The 19346-nt window shown below is 69.5% G+C and carries 17 protein-coding genes; 10 read left to right on the forward strand and 7 right to left on the reverse strand.

Features of this window, described 5'->3' with window-relative positions:
* Entirely contained in the window at positions 1-2262 is a 2262-nt protein-coding gene (locus EIZ44_RS31025; protein ID WP_134732762.1) for a hypothetical protein, read from the reverse strand.
* Positions 2263-2313: 51 nt separating this feature from the next.
* Complete coding sequence (locus EIZ44_RS31030) at positions 2314-3153, reverse strand: helix-turn-helix transcriptional regulator (protein ID WP_134732763.1); 840 nt, start codon at positions 3151-3153, stop codon at positions 2314-2316.
* Between the two features lie 103 nt (positions 3154-3256).
* Between EIZ44_RS31030 and EIZ44_RS31035 the strand changes: the two genes are divergently transcribed.
* Positions 3257-4672, forward strand: coding sequence for an MFS transporter (locus tag EIZ44_RS31035; protein WP_134732764.1), 1416 nt, complete (start codon positions 3257-3259; stop codon positions 4670-4672).
* Here the strand turns inward: EIZ44_RS31035 and EIZ44_RS31040 are convergent.
* Entirely contained in the window at positions 4622-7684 is a 3063-nt protein-coding gene (locus EIZ44_RS31040; protein WP_134732765.1) for an AfsR/SARP family transcriptional regulator, read from the reverse strand. The two genes, EIZ44_RS31035 and EIZ44_RS31040, sit on opposite strands and share 51 nt — an antisense overlap.
* Positions 7685-7792: 108 nt before the next feature.
* On the opposite strand from EIZ44_RS31040, the gene EIZ44_RS31045 reads away from it, so the two are divergent.
* Both EIZ44_RS31045 and EIZ44_RS31050 read left to right on the forward strand, forming a co-directional pair.
* Positions 7793-8428: a TetR/AcrR family transcriptional regulator gene (locus EIZ44_RS31045; RefSeq protein ID WP_134732766.1), complete on the forward strand. Its 636-nt coding sequence runs from the start codon at positions 7793-7795 to the stop codon at positions 8426-8428.
* Between the two features lies 1 nt (position 8429).
* Complete coding sequence (locus tag EIZ44_RS31050) at positions 8430-8729, forward strand: DUF6204 family protein (RefSeq protein ID WP_037818390.1); 300 nt, start codon at positions 8430-8432, stop codon at positions 8727-8729.
* Here the strand turns inward: EIZ44_RS31050 and kynU are convergent.
* On the reverse strand, positions 8701-9999 hold the full coding sequence (gene kynU, locus EIZ44_RS31055; RefSeq protein ID WP_134732767.1) for a kynureninase: 1299 nt from the start codon (positions 9997-9999) through the stop codon (positions 8701-8703). The genes EIZ44_RS31050 and kynU overlap by 29 nt on opposite strands.
* A 176-nt stretch (positions 10000-10175) precedes the next feature.
* Between kynU and EIZ44_RS31060 the strand changes: the two genes are divergently transcribed.
* The 4 genes from EIZ44_RS31060 (at position 10176) to EIZ44_RS31075 (ending at position 13992) form a co-directional block, all read left to right on the forward strand.
* On the forward strand, positions 10176-11543 hold the full coding sequence (locus tag EIZ44_RS31060) for an APC family permease (protein WP_158714557.1): 1368 nt from the start codon (positions 10176-10178) through the stop codon (positions 11541-11543).
* A complete protein-coding gene (locus tag EIZ44_RS31065) occupies positions 11540-12379 on the forward strand; it encodes an MBL fold metallo-hydrolase (RefSeq protein ID WP_134732768.1) in 840 nt (279 codons plus the stop codon). Before EIZ44_RS31060 ends, EIZ44_RS31065 begins: the two co-directional genes overlap by 4 nt.
* 63 nt (positions 12380-12442) lie before the next feature.
* Positions 12443-13006 carry a hypothetical protein gene (locus EIZ44_RS31070; RefSeq protein ID WP_134732769.1) on the forward strand — a complete coding sequence of 188 codons (564 nt, stop codon included), beginning with the start codon at positions 12443-12445 and terminating at the stop codon, positions 13004-13006.
* Positions 13003-13992, forward strand: coding sequence for a hypothetical protein (locus tag EIZ44_RS31075; protein ID WP_134732770.1), 990 nt, complete (start codon positions 13003-13005; stop codon positions 13990-13992). The genes EIZ44_RS31070 and EIZ44_RS31075 overlap by 4 nt, the downstream gene beginning before the upstream one ends.
* Here EIZ44_RS31075 and EIZ44_RS31080 read toward each other — a convergent pair.
* Positions 13989-14510, reverse strand: coding sequence for an arsinothricin resistance N-acetyltransferase ArsN1 family B (locus EIZ44_RS31080; protein ID WP_037818394.1), 522 nt, complete (start codon positions 14508-14510; stop codon positions 13989-13991). The two genes, EIZ44_RS31075 and EIZ44_RS31080, sit on opposite strands and share 4 nt — an antisense overlap.
* A 42-nt stretch (positions 14511-14552) precedes the next feature.
* Between EIZ44_RS31080 and EIZ44_RS31085 the strand changes: the two genes are divergently transcribed.
* Together EIZ44_RS31085 and EIZ44_RS31090 are read left to right on the forward strand one after the other, a co-directional pair.
* Positions 14553-15113: a helix-turn-helix domain-containing protein gene (locus tag EIZ44_RS31085; RefSeq protein ID WP_134732771.1), complete on the forward strand. Its 561-nt coding sequence runs from the start codon at positions 14553-14555 to the stop codon at positions 15111-15113.
* An 84-nt stretch (positions 15114-15197) separates the two neighbouring features.
* Entirely contained in the window at positions 15198-16595 is a 1398-nt protein-coding gene (locus EIZ44_RS31090) for an MFS transporter (protein ID WP_134732772.1), read from the forward strand.
* On the opposite strand, the gene EIZ44_RS31095 is transcribed toward EIZ44_RS31090, so the two are convergent.
* The gene (locus EIZ44_RS31095) at positions 16486-18075 is read right to left on the reverse strand and encodes a DNA polymerase domain-containing protein (RefSeq protein WP_134732773.1); all 1590 of its coding nucleotides are present in this window, start codon (positions 18073-18075) and stop codon (positions 16486-16488) included. The two genes, EIZ44_RS31090 and EIZ44_RS31095, sit on opposite strands and share 110 nt — an antisense overlap.
* 15 nt (positions 18076-18090) lie before the next feature.
* Positions 18091-18570 carry a MarR family winged helix-turn-helix transcriptional regulator gene (locus EIZ44_RS31100; RefSeq protein WP_037818398.1) on the reverse strand — a complete coding sequence of 160 codons (480 nt, stop codon included), beginning with the start codon at positions 18568-18570 and terminating at the stop codon, positions 18091-18093.
* A gap of 84 nt (positions 18571-18654) precedes the next feature.
* On the opposite strand from EIZ44_RS31100, the gene EIZ44_RS31105 reads away from it, so the two are divergent.
* Entirely contained in the window at positions 18655-19287 is a 633-nt protein-coding gene (locus tag EIZ44_RS31105; RefSeq protein WP_134663326.1) for an FMN-dependent NADH-azoreductase, read from the forward strand.
* Positions 19288-19346 lie beyond the last annotated feature (59 nt).

The raw sequence follows: 19346 nt of genomic DNA on the forward strand, positions 1-19346 counted from the left end.
CTATTCGCGCCCGGGCAGCGGAAGGTCGTGTGCTTTGCGGAAGTCGTTCAGGGCGGCCCAGGCGAGGTGCGGGTCCAGCGCGAGACGGCGTCGGGCGACGGCCAGTTCGTGCAGGCTCGGTGTGAGGCGGGACTGAGTGAGCGCGTCGGTGAACACGTCCAGGACGGTGGCGCAGAAGAGGACGAACGCGCTGCTGTGCAACCGCAATCGGTTGACCGCGTCGGCGAGGTCGGGGGTCGCGCCTTCGTGCAGTTCGGCGGCTAGTTCGGCGAGTTCCACCGCTTCGCGGGTGTCGGGGATGCGGAGCAGTTTTGGCCACAGTTCGGTCAGCTCCGGAGTCTGCGTGAGCCCGCGAGCTTGTCCGGTGAAGCCGCTCGCTTTGGCGGTCAGGTCGGCGCGGACCAGGATGCCGGTGACCGTCGACAGCGACGGTTCGTAGTGCTCGATCGTCACGTCCACCATGTCGATCGTGGTGCGGCGCAGGTCGCGGGGAAGGCCGCCGGAGAGGCAGTGGCCGAGGTAGCAGAACTGCTCCGGGACGCCGGGCAGCCGTTGCGCGATCCACAGCCTGCTTTCGTCCAGCGTGAACGATTCCAGGCGCACGACCTCGGAGAACGCGCTGTCGAACGCGTCGCGCACGGCCAGTCCGCGCTGCTCGAAGCTGAGCACCGCGTCGTCGGACACCGCCACGAAGTACAGGCAGCCGGGCACGCCGAAGATGCCCTTGATGTCGTTCACCAGTTGCTGGGCCTTGTCCTGCTCGCCGATCTTGTCGAGTTCGTCGATCGCGACCACGACCCGATCGGTGATTCCCTCCTCGCGCAAGGACTCGGCGGTCAGCTGGGCGAACGCGCGGAACTCGTCGACGACCTCCGGATGCGTCAGCTGCTGTTCGGCCCGTTGCGTGGTGCGGGTGCGGCCCAGCTCGCCGCCGGCCGGGACGGCGAGCTTGCCGGACCAGCCGGTGGTGTAGGTCAGGAGGTACTGGATCCGGAGCAACTGCCGTCGTGCTTCGGCTTCGAGGGCGCGCGGCCCGGCGGACGATTTCCGGCACAGGAAGAGGATTACCGCGCCGATCGCGGTCGCGAGAAGTTTCCACACCCAGCGGAGCGCGAGGACCGCGACCACGGCCAGCGCGATCCGGTTGCTCACTGGCTGGTTAGTCCACAGTGGACCGAGCAGATTCGGGAACCGCACTGTGCTGACGGTCTGCCACAGTTCGACGGGGAACCGGGTGAATTTTCCGTTCCACAGCAGGCCGCCGATAGCCCAGCCGAGCGCGGCCGAGAGGACGAGGTCGGCCGATCCGCGCCAGAACCGGCGGGCCCACCAGCGCCAGCCGAGTTCCGGACCCAGCGTCTGCCGGATCCGGGCGAGGACGGCTTGGCACAGCAGTTTGTGCAGGTGCAGCACGAAATCGCGGGCGTCGTAGGTGGCCGGGGCGGAGGCGACCACGACCAGTGGCGCGGGGTTTTCGCTGCCGTGCAGCAGCCCTCGCTGCATGGAACGGATCGCGGTGGTTTTGCCGGACCCGCGTTGCCCGCCGAGCGCGACCGCGCCGGAACCCGCGCGTTCGAGGACGCGCCGGATCCGTTTCGCCGCGGCGGTCGGCACGATCCGGCTGCTGTCCTCCTCGCCGAGGTCGTGTTGCTGGTCGAAAACCAGCGTCGTGCCGAAATGCAGCCGCCGGTGCGCGGAAATGACGTCGCGGACCTCGGGCAGCACGATCTCGCGCGCGGCGAACGAACGCCGCGGCCCGAGACCGAGTTGCTCCTCGTGGAACTGCATGGCGTCCGGACTCATCCACTCGCGCAACGCGGTGACTTTGCGGACCGCGAGCACGCCGGTGGCGAACAGGACGCACGGCATCATGACTCCGGCGAAAACCCGGAAGAGCAGGGGAAGCTGACTCCACGCTGCGCTCATCAAGCTGAGGTAGACGAGCCCGAGCAGCACCGCGACGACCAGCCAGACCACCTCGCCCGGAGACACCGCCCGGTTTCGCGGCCGGAACCCGCGGTCGCCTTCGGCCATGACCTGGTCCTGCAACGTGCGGATCTTGGCGAGCAGCGTCTCGTTGCCGAACAGTTCCTCGCGGACGACTTCGGTGCGCAGTGATTCGCGGGCGAGCAGGCGGGTGACTTCGTGGGAGCTGAGCGTTTCGTCGATCAGGGAGGCGAGTGCGGCTTGGGCGGTCCAGGAGTCGAAGTCTTCGAGGTCTTCTTCCTCGAGGAGATGGGGGTCGGTCCGCTCGCCGGTCACCGGCGGATGATGCCATATGCGGTGCTTCGGGCAGGGCGGTTTCGGTGACCGTTAGCGCGAAGCGAGCAGCCGCAGTGCGTCTCGGGAGGCGGTGTCCCGCGGGGTGTAGGCCTCGAGCCGGTGGTCGGGGCTGTCGGGTTGGAGCCAGACCTGGTAGTCGACGTCCACGTGGCCCAGCGTCGGGTGGCGCAGGTTCATCGGTCCGCTCGTGCAGTCCGCGACGTCGCCGGTCGCCCACAGTTCGGCGAATTCCGGGCTGCCCATCGCGAGCTCGCCGATCAGCTCCGCGAGCCGGGCGTCGGTCGGGTGCCGGCCGGAGGTCAGGCGCAGGTAGCCGATGTGGATGCGGGCGAGGTCGGACCAGTTGCGGTAGAGGTCGCGGTGCAGCGGGTCGAGGAAGAACATCCGCGGGATCGACGGCCGGGTTTCGGGGGAGTCCGGCGCGGTGTAGTCGACGTGTTCGGCCAGCAGCAGGTGGCCGGTGCGGTTCCAGCCCAGTACGTCGCCGCGGCGGCCGAGGATGATTGCCGGGACGCTGTCGCTCAGCGCGTGCAGCAGGGTCGCGACCCGCGGGTCCAGCGTTTCCGGCGCGGGACGCACCAGACGGGAGACACCGGGGCGTTGCGCGAGGTTGTGCAGGTGGCTCGATTCGGCGTCGTCGAGCCCGAGCACCCGTGCCAGCGCGTCGAGCACTTGCGGCGACGCGGTGCCGGACTGGTCCTGCTCCAATCGCGTGTAGTAGCCGACGCTGACGCCCGCCAGCTGGGCGAGTTCCTCGCGGCGCAGTCCGGGCACCCGGCGGAGCGTGCCGTACGTCCGCAGCCCGGCGGCCTCCGGCGGCACGCGGTCGCGGCGGGTTTTGAGGAACACGCCAAGGGTTTCGGTCTGCATGACCTCGATGGTAGGCAGCCGCGCGCGTCGCTGCCTGCACCTGCGAGGGGTACTCATCGCAGGTGCTGGCCGAGGCGGTTCGCGCGTTTCCAGGATCGGGGGCATGACGGAAACTCGCCGCGCCTGGCTCGGGCTGCTCGTGGTGCTCGGACCGGTCCTGCTGGTCTCGATGGACGGTTCGATCCTGTTCCTGGCCATGCCGACCATCACGCACGCCCTCGCCCCGACGCCGGACCAAGCCCTGTGGATCCTCGACAGCTACGGCTTCGCGGTAGGCTCGCTGCTCATCGCCTTCGGCAGCCTCGGCGACCGGTACGGGCGGCTCAAACTGCTGATGATCGGCGCCGCCGTGTTCGGGGCGGGCTCGGCGGGCGCCGCGTTCGCGACCGGGCCGGAATGGCTCATCGGCTGTCGCGTGCTGATGGGGCTCGGCGGTGCGACGCTGCTGCCGTCGGGGCTCGCGGTGCTCAGCGAGGTGTTCCCGGAGCCGCGGCGGCGGGCCCGCGCGATCGGGATTTTCGCTGCGACGTTCGCCGCCGGCTTCGCGATCGGGCCGATCCTCGGCGGGGTGCTGCTGAGCCGGTTCGGGTGGGGGTCGGTGTTTCTGGTCAACCTGCCGGTGGTCGCGGTTTTCCTCGCTGCCGCGCCGGTGGTGCTCCGGGAGGTCAAGACGACCCGGCCGGGCAAGGTCGATCTGCTCAGCATCGTCTTGTCCGCGGGAGGTTTGCTGCTGACGGTCTACGCGGTGAAGAACTTTGCTGCCTACGGTCTGTCCTGGTCGGCGATCGCCGGGGTCTTGGGAGCGGCGGTGCTCACGTGGTTTCTGCGGCGGCAGCGGAAGTTGGAGTACCCGCTCCTCGACGTGACCTTGTTCCGCGAGAAGGTCTTCACCGTCGCGGTGATCACCGGAGTGTTGTCGCTGTTCGCCTGGTCAGCTGCGGCATTTCTGACCGGGATGTACCTCCAGTCGGTGCTGGGAGTGTCCGTGCTCGCCGCCGCGTTGCTCGCGCTTCCGGGGGCAGCCGCGCTTACCGCGGTCTGCGTCCTCACCCCGGCGTTCTCCCTGAAGATCGGGAACCGGGCGGCCTTGGTGACGTGTCATTTCGCGATGGCGCTCGGATTGGCGTTGCTGCTGGCGACCACTGCCACCGGCGGAATCGGCTGGTTCATCGCCTCCTCGGTGGTGGCCGGGGTCGGCTACGGGATCTCGTTCTCCCTCGTCGCGGACACTGCGGTCGGCGCGGTCCCGGCTGACCGCGCGGGCTCGGCGGGTGCGATCGCGGAGACGTCCAACGAGATCGGCAACGCGCTGGGCATCGCGGTGCTCGGTTCGGTCGCGGCGTTCGTCGTCCGGTCGGAGGGGACCGCGGAGGCGCACGTGACTGGGTTGCATGTCGCCATGGGCATCGCGGCCGTGCTCTGCGCGGGGCTGGGAGTGCTTGCGCTGCGGTGGCTCCCGAAGGATTCGTCAGCTGAGGACGTCGTAAGCGAGAGCGACCGGGTCGTCGACCGTGCCTGACGGCTGGGCCTGGACGGCGGCCGCGGCGGCGGTCGCGTCGGGAAGGGCCAGGTGGGGGCCGCCGCGGAGGTGGTCTGCTGCGGCCAGCAGGTCAGCGGCGGCGACCGGACGGTCCAGCCGCACGGCGTGGTCGGCGATGCCCGCGAGGACGATCGACAGATACAGCACCTCACCGGATTCCGCGGCCAAGGCCAGTGCTTCGCGGCGGCGGTCCCGGGCTGTGGGCAGGTCGCCGGCTTGCGCGTCCAGGTAGGCGTGCGAATGCTGGATCATCGCGCAGAACAACGGATGCGGCGAGACTTCGCTCAGCAACGCTTCGGCCCGGTTCAGTTCCGCCCGGGCTTCCGTGCGGTCTCCGCGCCAGCGTGCCAGATCCGCTTTCGTCTGGGCTAGAAACGCGAGCGAATCAGGGAACGGCACGGTCCGCGCGTCTCGTTCGGCAGCGGCTGTCGCGGTCGCCGCTGCTGCCGCGTCGCCGAGTTGCCAGAACAGGTGCGCTTGCCGTCCTCGCGCGAAGAGAACGTCTTCGGCCGAACCGATCTCCGACACGACCTGGATGGATTCCTCGTAGCACGCAACGGCTTCCTCCAGTTCGCCGCGACGGCCGACGACCTCGGCGAGGCTGTTCAGCGCCAGCGACATCCCCCAGCGTTCCCCGCTCTGCCGGAACAGGCGGACAGCCTCGCGGGTGTCGGCTTCCTGTGCGGCCGAGTCGTGCCAGCGGTTCAGCTGTATCCGTGCGCGGTGCAGCCGGGCATGGGCGCGCAGCCACGGGTCCTCATCGGACAGTAAATCGTCCAATGTGGACCCTATGACGCTGGGATCCCCGCTTTGCGTGAACACCGGAATAATGGAGCGCAGCAAGGCATTCTTGCTGTCGCGGCTGAGTTCGAGCGCTTTGCGGCCCAGTGCGTCGGCGGTGGTTTCGGAGGACATCCCGATGGTCAGCAACAACGCGGCCATCGCGTAGCCCATCGCGCGCAGTTCGCGATCCACCTCGCCAGGCAGCGCCAGAGCCGCCTCGATAACTTCCTGCGCCTCGGTTTTGTGCCCGGTCAGCATCCAGAACCACGCGCACGACGTCGCCAGCCGCAGCGCGGTCGTGGCTTCGCCCGCGGCAATGGCACCGCGCGTGGCGGAAATCAGGTTGCCGTGCTCGGCGGCGAAACGCGCCAGCCATTCGATCTGCTCGGCACGGCGCAGGTATTTGTCGCCGGTCTCGGCGAAGGAGGCGAACCATTCGGCGTGCGCTTGGCGCATTGCCTCGCGTTCGTCGGCCGCAGTGAGCTGCTCCAGCCCGTACGCCTTGATCGTCTCGAGCATCCGGTAGCGCGGCTCGGCGTCCGCGGAGACGGTTAGTAGCGATTTGTCGACTAACGCGCTGAGCAGCTCCGAAGTGCCGCCGCAGACCGCTTCCGCGGCTTCCGCGGTCGCGCCACCGGAGAACACCGCCAATCGGCGCAGCAGCTGCCGTTCGTCCGGTTCCAGCAGATCCCAGCTCCAGTCGACGACCGCGCGAAGCGTGCGGTGTCGCGGCAGCGCGGTCCGGCTGCCCGCGGTGAGCAGGCGGAACCGGTCGTCGAGCCGGGCCGCGAGTTGCGACACGGTCATCGACCGCAACCGGGCTGCGGCGAGTTCGACGGCGAGCGGCATTCCGTCGAGCGCCCGGCAGATCCGCACCACTTCGTCCACTGTGGACTCGTCAACGACGAACCCTGGCCGCACCGCAGCGGCACGGTCGGCTAGCAGTCGCACCGAAGCGCACGACATCGCTTCGACGGACGTCGCGCCTTCCGCGGGCAGCGTCAGCGGTTCGACCGGCCAGAGCGCTTCGCCGGTCAGCGCCAACGGTTCCCGGCTGGTCGCGAGGATGCGCAGCCGCGGGCACTCGCCGAGCAGGTGGTCGGCCAGTTCCGCGGCGGCTTCGATGACGTGCTCGCAATTGTCGAGCACCAGTACCGCGTCCCGGTCACGCAACGCTCTCGTCGCCCGCTCGCGCGGAGTGCCGCTGACGAGCGATCCCTTGTATATCTGCTCGCGAAGGCCCAGCGCGTCGAGCACGGCCTGCGGAACGTCCGCGCCATCCCCGATCGGGGCCAGTTCGGCGAACCACACGCCGCCGCGTTCGGTCAGCAGATGCCGTCCGGTTTCCGTGGCCAGCCGCGTCTTTCCGGCCCCGCCGGGCCCGGTCAGGGTGGTGAGCCGGTACTCGCCGACCAGCTTGGCCACGCGCGCGACCTCGGTGTTCCGGCCGACGAAACTGGTCAACCCGGCCCGCAGGTTCGTGCGCGCGACGTTCTCGTCGGCGACCGTCTCGCGGAGGATTTTGGTGTGCGCGGCGGCCAGTTCAGCGGCCGGGTCGGCACCGAGCTCGTCCGCCAGCGCCATCCGGATCCGAGCGAACACCTGCAGCGCTTCGGCTGGTCGTCCGGCAGCTTGGAGCGAGAGCATCAACGCCGCGGCCAGCCGTTCGCGCAATGGATGTTCGGCGAGCACCCTCGACAGTTCTTCGGTGAGATCCGCACCGTGGCCCAGCCGGAGCGCGGCTTCGGCGTACTCCTCGGTGGCGGACAGCCGTAGCTCGTTCAGGCGCGCGATGTGGCCTTGGAAGAACTGCGCGTCCGAGACGTCGCCGAGCGCCGGGCCGCGCCACAGGTTGAGCGCCTCGCGCAGCAGCACGACGCGCTTCTCGTCAGACGCGGTCCGGGCGGCGGTGACCAGCTCCTCGAAACGGGCCGCGTCGACGGTCGCCTCGGGCAGCCGGTAGCCGGACGGGGTGGAATCGAGCCGCGTGCCGACCCGGCGCAGCCGCGAGACGAGCGCCTGCAACGCGTTGGCCGTGGCCGGCGGACGCGTCCCCCAGACGGCGTCGACCAGCTGCCCGGCCGAGACGACCCGGCCGGGCTCCAGCGCGAGGGCGCTCAGCAGCGTCCGCAATCGGGCGCCGGTGATCTCGACCGCGGCACCGTCGTCGTTCCGGACCTCCAGCGGGCCCAGCAAGCCGATCCGCACCTGGTCGATGATGCCGCGCCGGCCCCCGTCCCGTCCTCCGGGATCTCCCGGATATCCGGGCAATAAATGCAGTCGACACCAAGTTTGCAGTCTGCTTCACTTTCCGGCGTGGGACTTCGAGAGCGGAAGAAGCAGGAGACCGTGCGGCGCATCGCGGAAACCGCGCTGCGGATGTTCGTCGACCGCGGATTCGAGGCGGTGACGATCGCCGAGGTGGCCGAGGCCGCCGACGTCGCGGTCAACACCGTCTACAACCACTTCCGCGTCAAGGAAGACCTGGTGCTGCCGCCGTCGGAGGCGTCGGCGGGACGGCTGGCCGGGATCGTGCAGGCGCGCGAGCCGGGAGTGTCCGCGGCGCGCGCGGTGCTGGACCGCCTGCGCGGCGAGATCGAGCAGCGCTCGCGGACGATCGGGCTCAGCCCGGGGTTCGGCCGGGTGCTGCCGATGATGCTGGCCGCGCCCACGCTCGCCGCCCGGTTGCGGGAGCTCGGCGAGCAGATGGTCGCCGAACTCGCCGACCTGCTGGTCGCGGAAACCGGTGCGGCGCAGGGCGATCCGGTGCCCGGCCTGGTCGCCGCGCAGATCGGGTGGGTGCACAGCCTGCTGTACGGCGAGATCGGCAAACGCACCGTCGCCGGCGAGCAGCCGGACGACATCGCGGAGGCGGCGCTCGCGCTCCTCGACGCGGTGGAAGGCCTGCTCAGCGAGCAAGTTCTGACTTATGCGACCCGGAAGGACGCCTGACATGGACGCGTTCCGCGTAATCATCCGCGGCAAATTCGACGCTCTCGACGAGGCCGCCCGTGCTTCGCTCGAGGACAAAACCGACGTCGCCTTCACCGAGGAAGGCACCTTCACGCACGACGTCAACGCGACGGCGTTCACCTTCCGCTGCCAGGTCCCGGCCGGTCCGGACGACGACGAACGCGCCGCCAAAGACGGCGCGACCGCCGCGTTGGCCGCGCACGGCCTGCCGTACCGGGACCTGAACTACGCGGTCACCGACCTGCGGACGATCAAGATCCGGCGCAAGAACCGCCAGTGACCTCCGCCAGCGCGGTCGCCGCGCGCCAGCAGTCGTGGAAGGTGGAGTACATCGGCACCGGCGCGAGGCGGATGACGTCCGGACGGCGTGCGTCCGCGATAACGCCGTGCTGGGTCCGCAACGCGGCGCTGACGTCGTCGGCGTCCAACCCGTGCAGGCGGACGGAAAGCTGCGCACCCCGACGGTCCGGGTCGCGGGGTGTGAGCACCTCCAGCGGACGTCCCGCGCAGACCTCGTCGAGCAGCGTTTCGAGGTAACCGGTCAGCCGGATGCTCTTGGCGCGCAACGCAGTCATGCCCACCGCGTCGAACATCTCCAGCGAGGCGCGCACCGGGGCCATCGCGAGGATCGGCGGGTTCGACAGCTGCCACGAGTCGGCGGTGTCGACCGGCGTGACGGTCGGCTGCATCCGGAACCGCACGTCCGGGTCGGTGCTCCACCAGCCGGCCAGCTTCGGCAGCGAACGGTCCGCGAGATGCCGTTCGTGCACGAAGGCTCCGGCGATCGCACCCGGTCCGCTGTTGAGGTATTTGTAGGTGCACCAAGCGGCCCAGTCGACGTCCCAGTCGTGCAGCCGCAGCGGCACATTGCCCGCCGCGTGCGCGAGATCCCAGCCGACGATCGCTCCGGCGGCGTGCCCGGCGCGGGTGATCGCCGGGATGTCGAGCAGTTCCCCGCTGTAGTAATTGACCCCGCCGAGCAGGACGAGCGCGACCCGATGTCCGTGCTCGGCGAGCCAGCCGGCGACGTCCTCGCTGCGCAACGTCGATTCCCCGGGACGCGGTGAAAGCCGGATGACGGCTTCGTCCGGGTCGTAGCCGTGGAACGCGACCTGGCTGCGCACCGCGTAGCTGTCGGAGGGAAAGGCGGTGTTCTCGATGACGATCGCGTGCCGCTCCGGAGTCGGCCGGTAGAAGCTGACCATCATCAGGTGCAGGTTGACCGTCAGCGAGTTCATCATCACGACCTCGGCCGGGCGCGCGCCGACGAGCCGCGCGGCTGGCTCGCGCAGCTGCTGGTGGTAGGAGACCCACGGACGCGCTGCCTCGACGTGGCCCTCGACGCCCAGCCGGGCCCAGTCGGCGAGTTCCGCGTCCAGTGCGGCGCGGGTCGCGGTCGGCTGCAGGCCGAGGGAATTCCCGGCGAAGTAGGCCGTCTCGGGGTAGCCGCCGCCGGTCGCGGGCGGAACGTGGAACTGCGCCCGCGACGTCGGCAACGGATCCTGGGCGTCGAGGTCGCGGGCGGCCGCTTCGGCGAGGGCCACGGTCATGGGAACTCCACAAAGTCGGCGAAGGAACGCTTCTCATCGTTCTTGCCGGACGCCATGCCCGTCCAATGCCTGATTTGCTCGTTCCCATGCCTGCCCGGCTATCCCGAGGTATTCCCGAACGGCTATGTCCGGGCGGGCATTCGGTATTTCCGAAGCGTCGCGGATTGGGTCACGCTGTGCCGACCGACAACGGCCAGCAGGAGGCAGTGATCACGATGCCGACCGAAGCAGAAGCGAACCTCAAGCGAAGCATCTCCCTCTTCCAAGCCGTCGGAGTCTCGTTCCACCAGGTAGTGGGCGGCGGGGTCGTCGCGTTGATGGGCACCGCCATCGCGCTGACCGGGGCCGGCGCGCCGATCGCCTTCGCCATCGCGGCGCTCGCGGTGATCGTCTATTCGCTGCCGATCGCGTCGCTCGGCAGCGCGATGCCGGTCACCGGCGGCCGCTACACCTACGCCGCGCGGCTGGTCTCGCCTGGTGCCGGATTCGCGTCGATGTGGCTGTCCGCCGTGTCGGTCATCCAGCTCAGCCTGATGGCGCTGGCCGGGGCGAACTACGTCAGCGCGCTCGTGCCGGGCGTTCCGGTGCGGCCGCTGGCGATCGCGCTGATCACGGTGTTCTTCCTGACCAACCTGGCGGGCGCGACGTTCTCCAGCCGGGTCGGCATCGTGCTCGCGGTCGTCATGCTCGCCGCCTTCCTGCTGTACGGGATCGCCGGAATCGGGCAGGTGCGCCTGAGCGAGTTCGCGAACCTGACCCCGCACGGCATCAGCGGCCTGCTCAACGCGGCGGCCATGCTCACCTTCGCCACCACCGGTGCGTTCCTGATCGCCGACATCGGCGGCGAGATGAAGCGGCCGGGACGCGACATCCCGCTGTCCGTCGTCGGCGGCACTCTCGTCGCGGCGGTGATCTACGTGGTCGTGGCGATCCCGTCGGTGGGCGTGCTCGGCGCGGCGGCGTCGGCGGGCAAGCCGATGTCGGACGTCGCCCGCCACATCCTTTCCCCGGGCGGTTTCGCGTTCTTCATCCTCGGCGGCGCGATGGCGTCGGTGATCGGACACATCAATTCGCTGCTGCTGGCCGCGACGAAACCCGTGCTGGCCGCGACCGGCGACGGCTGGCTGCCCGCCGGGCTCGGCGCGGTGAACCGCCGGTTCGGCACCCCGCACTGGCTGCTGGCGATCCTCTACCTGATCGGCGTGGTCCCGGTGCTCGCCGGCTTCAGCGTCGCGAACATCGCGGCCATGACGTCGATCGTCACCGGGCCGTTGCTCACCCTGCTGATCATCGCGTCGTGGCGGGTGCGCCGGCAGCGTCCGGAACTGCACGCGGCGGCCCCGTTCCGGATGCGCCGGACGTCGCACGCCGTGCTGTCCGTGCTCGGCGTCGCGATCCTCGGGGTGCAGACTTGGTTGCTGCTCAAGCAGATCACCCTGCCGGCGCTGCTCGCGCTGGCAGCCTGGAGCGTGCTGGGGCTCGTCGTGTGGCTGGCGCGCCGGTCGCGAACTGTTTCCTTCAACCTCGAAAGCGAGTACGCATGACCACGCAGCTCATCCTCCTGGGCACGGCGGGCGGTCCCGCTCCGAAACGCACCCGGAGCGCTCCCGCGCAGGCGATCGTCGTCAACGGAGCCGCTTACGTGATCGACTGTGGCAACGGCGTGGCCCGGCAGCTGGTGCACGCGGGCATCCCGCTCGACTCGCTGCGCGCGGTCGGCATCACGCACCACCACTCCGACCACAACGCCGATTACGGCAACCTCTACCTGCTGGCCTGGGCCGCCAACCTGGAACGGCGGGTCCCGGCGTTCGGCCCGCCGCCGCTCGCCGAGATGACCCGGCATTTCCTGGCACTGAACCGCTTCGACATCGACACGCGGGTCGGCGACGAGGGTCTGCGCCCGTTGGATGAACTGCTCGACCCGCACGAGGTCACCGGGGACGGCGTGGTCTTCGAGGACGAGAACGTCCGGATCACCGCGGCCCGCGTGGATCACCCGCCGATCGTGGACGCGTTCGCCTACCGCGTGGACACAGCGGACCGGTCAATCGTGATTTCCGGCGACACCGCACCGTGCGAGAACCTGGTGCGGTTGGCAGCTGGTGCGGATGTGCTGGTGCATGAGGTCATGTACGTGCCCGCGGTGGACGCCATGGTGAGCCGCTACAACGGCACGACGCTGCGGGATCACCTGCTGGCGAGCCACACGAGTGTCGAGCGAGTCGGTGCGTTGGCCAAGGAAGCGGGCGTCGGGACGCTCGTGCTGTCGCATTTCGTCCCGACCGACGCCGACATCGCCGACGAGGTGTGGCACGACCACGCCGCTGCCGGGTTCGACGGCGAGGTCGTCGTCGGGAAAGACCTGCTGCGCCTCTGACCGGATCGGGCCGAAGTCGCGTCGTTCCCCGGGTTCAGCACGCTTCGTACCTACAGTGGCCAGGTGACTACGCCTGCCGAGGACCAGCGCGACCACGTGATGGCGCGCGCGTCCGCGCTCCGCCGCGAGCTTCGTGCGGGTCTGGCGCAGCTGCCGGACCAGGCGGAAGACGAACGCACGCAGACGCTCGACGCCTTGGTCGAGCGGGCGGAGGCGCTGCTGAGCACCGAGAAGGAGGTCGACGCGGCCGTCGAGCAGGTGCGGCTCGCCCGGTTGGAGGCGAAGCGTGGGAAGGTGCAGCGGACGACGCTGTACCTGGCGGTCGCGCCGGTCGCGGTCGGGATGGTGAGCGGGGCGATGATGCTGTTCGGCGCGCTCAACGCGGTCTGGCTGCTGCTCGCGTTGCCGCTGCTGGGCGCCGGACTGCGGATCGCGTTCGGGCCGCTCGGGCCGACGCCGCTGATGGTCAACCGGCGGCAGCGGGCCGCGTACAGCGGGGCGCTGGCCGCGATCTTCACCGCGGCCGCGCTCATCGGGACTGGGCCGACGGCCCAGCCGATCGTGGTCGTTCTGGCCGCGCTCACCACGGTGGCGACCGTGGCGTTTCTGGTGCAGGAGGCGCGGTGACCTACTCCGAGTACTACCGCGACACCGAGTACTACCCCGCCGAGGAGGGGCCAGAAGCCGATCCGGAACTGGTCGCCCTCACCGACACTGTCGGCGGGATGCAGGAGACCGTCGACGATCTGGAAAACCGCACCGTCCGCGAGCTTTCCGAACTGCGCGAGACGGTCGAGTCGTTCACCGAAACCCATTCCCGGCACGAAACCCGGCTGGACCACACGGCCCGGCAGCTCGAACGGCTCCGGCAGCGGTTGCTGGTGCTCGAACGCGCGGTCCGGGTGTCGGAGAAGGTGCCGGTGGTCGACCTGGACGACGTCGGCCCGCGGCTGCGGCAGCTCGCCGCGGAGGCGGAGCGGCGGCACAGTCTGGCCGCGCAGCTGCTCACGCCGAGCCAGCGCCGGCCGTACGAAGAGGACGTCGCGCGGCTGCCGCAGGCACGGGAAGTGCTGGCGCAGAGCGAGGAAGCGCTGATCGCCGTGCTGGAGGTGCTGGCGAAAGCCGAGCGTGGCACGCCGGAACGGGACGACGCGGAGTCGCGACTGTCCGAAGTGGTCGCTCGACGGCGCGGTGTGCTGGATCGCCAGCTGCCCGCCGCGCAGCAGGATGCCGAAGCGGCGCACCAGGTTCTGGCCGCGGACGAGGTGACGCGGACCCGGGTGCTGCCGCAGATCGAGAAGTGCGAGCGGGATTGGGAAGAACTGCATTCCCGGCTGCGCGAGCGGATCACCGACGCGATCGGGTCGAGCGCGTTGCTGCCGGTGTGGTTCACGCACGCGTTCGGAGTCGCGCCGCCGTCCGGTGCGGCGGGGGACAAGTGGATCCGCGCGGCGACGTCCGCCCTGGCCTACCGGGTGACGCACGGCGTGGTCGATCCCGCGCTGCCGCTGGGCGAGCCGCCGCCGTCGGACACCGACTGGACGGAACCGAAGTGGTCCTGGCGCGCCCGGCTGGAGAACGACATCGAGGAACTCGACCTCGGCGTGGATTAACGCGGTTCTTCCGGTGTGTCGTCGGAGGCGGGGACGAGTTCTCGCTGCATCCAGGTGACATCGCGCCAGGCACCGTGTTTCCAGCCGATCCGCCGCCAAGTCCCGATGAGTTCGAAGCCCATCGCCTTGTGCAGTCCGACGCTGGGTTCGTTCGGCTGGGTCATGCCGGCCACCGCCATCCGGAAGCCGCGTTCGGCAAGCCGGGCGAAAAGGGCTTCGTACAAGGCTTTCCCGCCACCCGCGCGCCGCCGATCCTGCGCCAGGTAGACGCTGACCTCGCACGACCAACGGTAGGCGGCGCGCTCCTTGTACGGGCTGCCGTACGCGTACCCGACCACCTCGCCGTCGATTTCCAGCACCAGCCACGCGTACGACTTCGTCGCCTTCGCGATCCGGGCGGCCATCTCCGTCGGTGTCGGCGGTTCGGTCTCGAAGCTGATCGTGGTGTCCCGGACGTACGGCGCGTAGATCGCCGCGCACGCCTCGGCGTCCCGTTCTTCGGCAGGTCGGATCAACATGTCCCCGATAGTAGACACGATCCGCTGCTATAGTCGACCACTGTGACCGATCCCCTCTCCGCCTCGCTCGCCGCGGCGGTGCGCGAAGCCCGGCAGGACCGTGCCCTGTCCGCGGGCGTGCTCGCCGAACGTTCCGGAGTTTCCCGTGCCATGATCGGGAAAATCGAACGCGGCGAAGCGCAGCCGACGGCGGTGCTGCTGAGCCGGCTCGCCACCGCGCTCGGGCTCACGCTGTCCGAGCTCATCGCCCGCGCGGAGGGCGACGACGACCGCCGCCTCGCGCGTCGTGAGGACCAGCCGACCTGGCAGGACCCGGTCACCGGCTACGTGCGCCGCGCGGTCTCGCCGCCCGGGCACGGGGCTGCCGAGCTGGTGGAAATCGAGCTGCCGCCCGGCGCGAAAGCCGGATTTCCGGCCAGCTCCTACGCCTTCGCCGAGCACCAGGTCTGGGTGCTGTCCGGCCAGCTGCGGTTCCACGAAGGCGACGTCGTGCACGAACTCGCCGCGGGCGACTGCCTCCAGCTCGGCCGACCGGTCGACTGCGCGTACGAGAACCCCGGCGCTGAGCCGTGCCGCTACCTGGTGGTGCTCACCAAAGTGTGACCCAGTTCACGCCTTGTTTGTCTGATTACCGGGGTCTCCCGCCCGGACATGATGCGACCGCACAGCATCCGGGAGGAGAAGCAAGTGGGTTCGTGGCGCGAATTGGGAGCGCATTCCAGCACCGCGGTCGTGCTGGCCGGCGGCGTACTGGTCGGCGCGGTCAACATCTATGTGGCAGCAAGCCTTTTGCCGACCGCGGTCGCCGACATCGGCGGGGAGCGGCTTTACGCGTGGAACATGACGGCGTTCCTGGTCGCGCAGGTCGTCGCGACGATGTTCGTCAGCCGTGCGCTCGCGCGACTCGGCAACGCGACGGCGTACTACCTCGGGTTCGGCGTTTTCGCGGCGGGCTCGGTGGTGTGCGCGGTGAGCCCGGCGATGCCGGTGCTGCTGGCCGGACGCGGAGTGCAGGGTTTGGGCGCTGGATTGCTGACCGGACTGGGGTTCGCGGTGATTCACTCGGCGCTGCCGCGGCATTTGTGGGCGCGGGGGAGTGCGTTGATCTCGGCGATGTTCGGCGTCGGCAACCTCGTCGGCCCGGCGCTCGGCGGGTTGTTCGCGCAATTCGGTTCGTGGCGGGCGGCGTTCGTCGTGCTGGCTGGCGCGGCGGTCGTGATCGCGGCCTTGGTGCCGCGGGCGCTCCCGCGCAGCGAACGAAGCGGCGAGTCGACCCCGGTGCCGACCTTCGCGCTGGTGGCCGTCGTGGGCGCGGTCGGAGCGGTGAGCATCGCCGGAATCTTGACCAACGTCGTCGCGATGGCCGCGTTCATCGTGCTGGGATTCGGTTTCGTGGTGGCGTTTCTGCTCGTCGAGAAGCGCGCCGCGGTACGGGTTCTGCCCGCTGAGACCTATTCCGGCTCGCCGCTGCGATGGATCTACCTGACCATCATGTGCCTCGCCGCCGGAGTTTCCGTCGAGTCGTTCCTGCCGCTGTTCGGCCAGCATCTCGGCGGATTGCCGCCTGCCGCAGCGGGTTTCTTCTCCGCCGCGCTGTCGTTCGGCTGGTCCGCCGGGCAGATCGTCAGCTCCTCGGCTCGTCGCGTCCGGCTGCTCTGCCTGGCCGGACCGACCCTGCTGGCGGCCGCGTTCGTCGTACTTGCCTTGCTGCAGCAGGAAAACGCGTCGGTGCTGGCTTGGCTGGTCGTCCTTCTCGCCGGTGGCATCGGGATCGGCATCGCGATGCCGCACCTGTCGGTCGCCGCGATGGCCAGCGGTCAGCAAGCGGCAGCGGCGATCGCGACCGTGCTCACGATGGCGACCGCGTTCGGTGCGTCGATCGCGGGTCTGCTGGTGAACCTGGGCGCGCCGTCGATGGTGACGTCCGCGCGCTACCTGCTGATCGGCTTCGCCGTCGTCGCTGCGGCTGGGATTTTCACGACAGCTGCGGCAGGCGTTGGTGCACGTCAAGCAGCTGCGCGAACGGATCTCCCGCCTTCGCCACGCGATCGAGCACGGTCCGGATCGTCCACCGATCCGGAGTGAGGTCGGGGTCGTCGAGTTCGTCCCACTCCAGCGGGACGGACACCGGCGCCCCCGGCTTCGGCCGCACGCTGTAAGGCGCGACGAGGGTTTTGTTCAGCACGTTCTGCGTGTAGTCGAGCCGCGCCAGCCCGCCGCGGCGGTCCTTGTGCCACGCCCAGCTCACCAGGTCCGGCACGATCTTGCCGATCGACTTCGACACGGTTTCCGCCCACGACCGGGTCTCGGCGTACGTATATCGCGGCTCGATCGGCACCCAAATCTGGATCCCGCGCTGCCCGGTCGTCTTCGGCCGCCCGATCAGCCCGAAGTGATCGAGCGCGGTGCGGTGCAGCCGGGCGAGCGCGAGCACGTCGTCGAACGAGGTTTCCGAACCGGGGTCGATGTCGAACAGCAGCCAGCTCGGATGCTCGACGTCCGACGTGCGCGACGTCCAGGCGTGCAGTTCCAGCGCGGCGAAATTGGCCAGCCAGGCCAGATCCGCGACGCCGGAGGGGACGAGGTACTGCTGCACGTCGCCGGGGTCGGCTGCCTCGTAATGCCAGCGGTGCAGCCACTCCGGCGCGTGGTCGGGGACTTCCTTGTGCCAGAACCCGGGTTTGCCGACGCCGCCGGGGAACCGGTTGGTGTTGAGCGCGCGGCCGGCGAGGTAGGGGAGCATCGTCGGCGCGATCCGGGTGTAGTACTCGATCAGTTCCCGTTTGGTGATCGGCGCTTCGCCGTCGCGGCCGGGGATCAACGTCTTGTCGAGATTGGTGACCTTCAACTGCCGCCCGGCGACCGTCCACGTGCCCTGCTTGCCCAGCTCGCTCAGTGCTTCGAGTTCGTCCTCGGACGCTGGCTCGAACACCGCGTGCAACGGCACTTCCGCCTCGGTCGCGGGCAGATCGCTCCGCCACAACGCGGGCGGAGCGGCCGCGATCTCGTCGTTGGTGAGCCCGCTTTTCACCGACTTCGGATGGTCCTCGGCGTCCCAGCCCGCGGTAGCGTGGTCGTCCTGCTTGTGCAGCAGGAACCACTGTTTCCCGTCGTCGTCCTTCTTCGGACGGATCAGCACGAAGCGCCCGGCCAGCTTCTCGCCGTACAGGTCGAAGTGCAGGTTCCCGTCCGCGAGCGCCTGCTCGGGATCGTCGGTGTCGACCGGTTCCCAGCGTCCGCGATCCCACACGATCACGTCGCCGCCGCCGTACTCGCCGCGCGGGATGACGCCCTCGAAATCGGCGTACTCCAGCGGATGGTCCTCGACGTGCACGGCCATCCGCCGCGCCTTCGGATCGAGCGTCGGCCCCTTCGGCACCGCCCAGCTGACCAGCACGCCACCGAGCTCGAGCCGGAAATCGTAATGCTTCCGCCGCGCCCGATGCCGCTGCACGACGAATCGGTAGCCGGGTTCCCTCGGGGCATTCGCACCAGCCGGCTCGTCGGTCTTCGCGAAGTTGCGCATGGCGCGGTACTTCGCCAGCCGCTCGGCGGCACCGTCCATTCGCTGCCCCTCCCGTCAGCAGGTCGGCGGAGGCTCCTCGGTGCAGGAGCTGCTGTCGACCGTTCCGGAAGCCGCTTGCAACAGCAAGTTGTAGAGCTGCTCGCGCTGATCCGGATCGAGCGCCGCGAAGACCTCGTCCTCGACCGCCGCGAGCGCCGCCTCGGCCCGGGCCAGCTCCTTCGCGCCCCGGTCGGTCAGCACCACGACGTGCCGCCTGCGGTCCTCCGGCGAACGACGCCGCTCGATCAGCTGGTCGGCCTCGAGGTCGTTGAGCAGGCCGACGACGTTGGTGCTGTCCATCTCGAGGATCTGCGCGAGGGACTGCTGGGTGCTGGAACCGCGGGTCTGCAGGACGGTCAGGGCGATCAAATGCCGAGGCCGCAGCCCGAACGGAGCGAGCACGCTCTCCGCGCGCAGCCGGATCCGGCGCGCGAAGTGCTCGAGCAACGCACCAGACCTGCGCGGAGCCTGGGCGACGAGCGGCAGCGGAGCCATGTGTCCAGTCTACGAGACAGTCGGGGTAGCTGCCGTGCTATAAATGGTTTGTCTTACACAAACTATCTACGGACGGTCATCGACATGGCACACCTGCTGCACCTCGACTCCAGCATCAACGGCGACCGCTCGGTGAGCCGCAAACTCAGCGCACGCGCGGCTCAGGCCTGGCAAGCCGCCCATCCAGACGGAACGGTGACCTACCGAGATCTGGGCGCGAACCCAGTCCCGCACCTGGACCCGCTGGCCTGGGAAGCCCGCATCACCCCCGCGTCGGAGCACACCGCAGCCCACCGCGAAGCCGCCCGAATCGGCGAAGAACTGGCCGCGGAAGTACTGGCCGCAGACACCGTGCTGCTGGGCCTCCCGCTCTACAACTACGGCGTCCCCAGCTCGGTGAAAGCGTGGGTAGACCGCATGATCGCCGCCGCCGGCGAGGACCCGTCAGTCCTGGGCGGCCGAGAACTCCTGGTCCTGGCCAGCCGTGGCGGAGGCTACGGCGAAGGCACCCCAAGGCACGGCTGGGACCACGCAGAAGGCTGGCTACCGCACGGCCTTTCCCTGACCGGCCTGGAACCGCGCTTCATCACAGCAGAATTCACCATGGCAGACGTCAACCCCGCTTTGGCGGAATTCCGCCCGCACGCAGAAGAAAGCCTCTCCGCAGCAGAACGAGAGATCGACGCCCTCTGGACCCCCGCCACCGCAACCCGCTGACAAGCCACGCCCTCGACGCAGCACACCAGTCGTGAGGGGAACCCTCACAGCCCCAGATT

The organism is Amycolatopsis nivea, from assembly GCF_004522235.1.
GTDB lineage: Bacteria > Actinomycetota > Actinomycetes > Mycobacteriales > Pseudonocardiaceae > Amycolatopsis > Amycolatopsis nivea.

What these genes read in the sequence shown, in the direction of transcription:
- EIZ44_RS31050 (WP_037818390.1), top strand. Translation starts at nt 8,430, where the DNA reads ATGGACGCGTTCCGCGTAATCATCCGCGGCAAATTCGACGCTCTCGAC.
- EIZ44_RS31065 (WP_134732768.1), top strand. Translation starts at nt 11,540, where the DNA reads ATGACCACGCAGCTCATCCTCCTGGGCACGGCGGGCGGTCCCGCTCCG.
- EIZ44_RS31080 (WP_037818394.1), bottom strand. Translation starts at nt 14,510, where the DNA reads ATGTTGATCCGACCTGCCGAAGAACGGGACGCCGAGGCGTGCGCGGCG.
- kynU (WP_134732767.1), bottom strand. Translation starts at nt 9,999, where the DNA reads ATGACCGTGGCCCTCGCCGAAGCGGCCGCCCGCGACCTCGACGCCCAG.
- EIZ44_RS31100 (WP_037818398.1), bottom strand. Translation starts at nt 18,570, where the DNA reads ATGGCTCCGCTGCCGCTCGTCGCCCAGGCTCCGCGCAGGTCTGGTGCG.
- EIZ44_RS31095 (WP_134732773.1), bottom strand. Translation starts at nt 18,075, where the DNA reads ATGGACGGTGCCGCCGAGCGGCTGGCGAAGTACCGCGCCATGCGCAAC.
- EIZ44_RS31035 (WP_134732764.1), top strand. Translation starts at nt 3,257, where the DNA reads ATGACGGAAACTCGCCGCGCCTGGCTCGGGCTGCTCGTGGTGCTCGGA.
- EIZ44_RS31030 (WP_134732763.1), bottom strand. Translation starts at nt 3,153, where the DNA reads ATGCAGACCGAAACCCTTGGCGTGTTCCTCAAAACCCGCCGCGACCGC.
- EIZ44_RS31105 (WP_134663326.1), top strand. Translation starts at nt 18,655, where the DNA reads ATGGCACACCTGCTGCACCTCGACTCCAGCATCAACGGCGACCGCTCG.